Raw genomic sequence first — 1,210 nt, 5'->3', positions numbered from 1 at the left:
GTGACCCCCCGTCGCCCGCCGCGTAGGCGACGCCGTCGCCGGGTCCTCCGGCCAGGGGTGGCGGGGGTAGCGGCCGCGGAGTTCGGCGCGTACCGAGCGGTAGCCGTCGCGCCAGAACGACGCCAGGTCCGCCGTGACGGCCGCGGGCCGCCCCGCGGGGGACAGCAGGTGGACGAGCAGCGGCACCCGGCCGCCCGCGAGCCGCGGCGTCTCCTGCCAGCCGAACAGCTCCTGCAGCTTCACTGCCAGCACCGGCTGCCCGCCGCCGTAGTCCACGCGGATCCGCGACCCGCTGGGCACCTGGATCCGCTCGGGCGCCAGCTCGTCCAGGCGCGCCGCGTCCCCGGACGCCCACGGCAGGAGCCGCTGCAGCGCCTTGCCGCCGTCCGCCCGTTCCAGGTCCGACCGCCGGCGGGCACGGCCCAGCTCCCAGCCGAGCCAGTCGTCCAGGTGTTCCAGCAGCGCGCCGTCGGACACGTCGGGCCACGGCTCGCCCAGCTCCCGGTGCAGGAACGCCAGCCGCTGCCGCAGCCCGGCCGCCTCGGCCGTCCAGCGCAGCAGCGCCAGGCCCTCCCGCCGCAGCCCCTCCTCCAGCGCGGCCCGCAGGAGCTCCGGGTCCGGATCCGGCAGCGGGCGGGACGCCAGCTCGACGGCGCCGAGCCGTTCGACCCGCCGCGCCACCACGTCCCGCCGCTCCTCCGACCAGCGGACCTCCTCGCCCTCCGCGTGCAGGGCCCCGGCGGCGGCCCGCGCCGTCCCCTCGTCGATCACGGCGCCGAGCAGCACCCGCGCCGAGGCCGCCGTGACCGGCCGGTCGGCGACGGCGATCGCGAGCCAGGGCGCGCTGCGCAGCCGGGACCCGTCGCCGAGCTGCGCCCCCGTCCCGGACACCATGAGGTACGAGCCCTCGCCGCGCAGCGCGGCCACCCGCTCGGGGTGGGCGAGCGCGGTGACGAGCCCGGCCACGGCGTCGTCCGACAGCGCACCGGGCCCGGACGACACCCCGGCCGAACCGGCCGGACCCTCCTCCGCCACGCCCTTCAGCGCTCCTTCGAGCCTGCGGGCCTCCGCACGCCACCGCGCCCCGTAGGCGTCGCCGCCGCGCCGCGCCGTACGCCAGGCGGCCGCCAGGTCGTCGCCGTACTCCCGGGGCGGTTCCTCGCTCAGGAGGGCCACCACCTCCGCCGCGCGGCGCGCACCGGCCTCCCGG

General features: G+C 79.6%; 1 protein-coding gene. It reads right to left on the bottom strand.

From position 1 onward, the window contains the following. Window positions 1-1,210 (bottom strand): ATP-dependent helicase C-terminal domain-containing protein (locus tag V7793_RS37740; protein WP_336014262.1); only part of this gene is annotated, 1,210 nt, incomplete at both ends.

Origin of the sequence: Streptomyces sp. KLMMK (genome assembly GCF_036961605.1) — a bacterium.
In the GTDB taxonomy this organism is placed as follows: Bacteria; Actinomycetota; Actinomycetes; order Streptomycetales; family Streptomycetaceae; genus Streptomyces; species Streptomyces telluris.
This window is presented reverse-complemented; position numbering and strand designations above follow the sequence as displayed.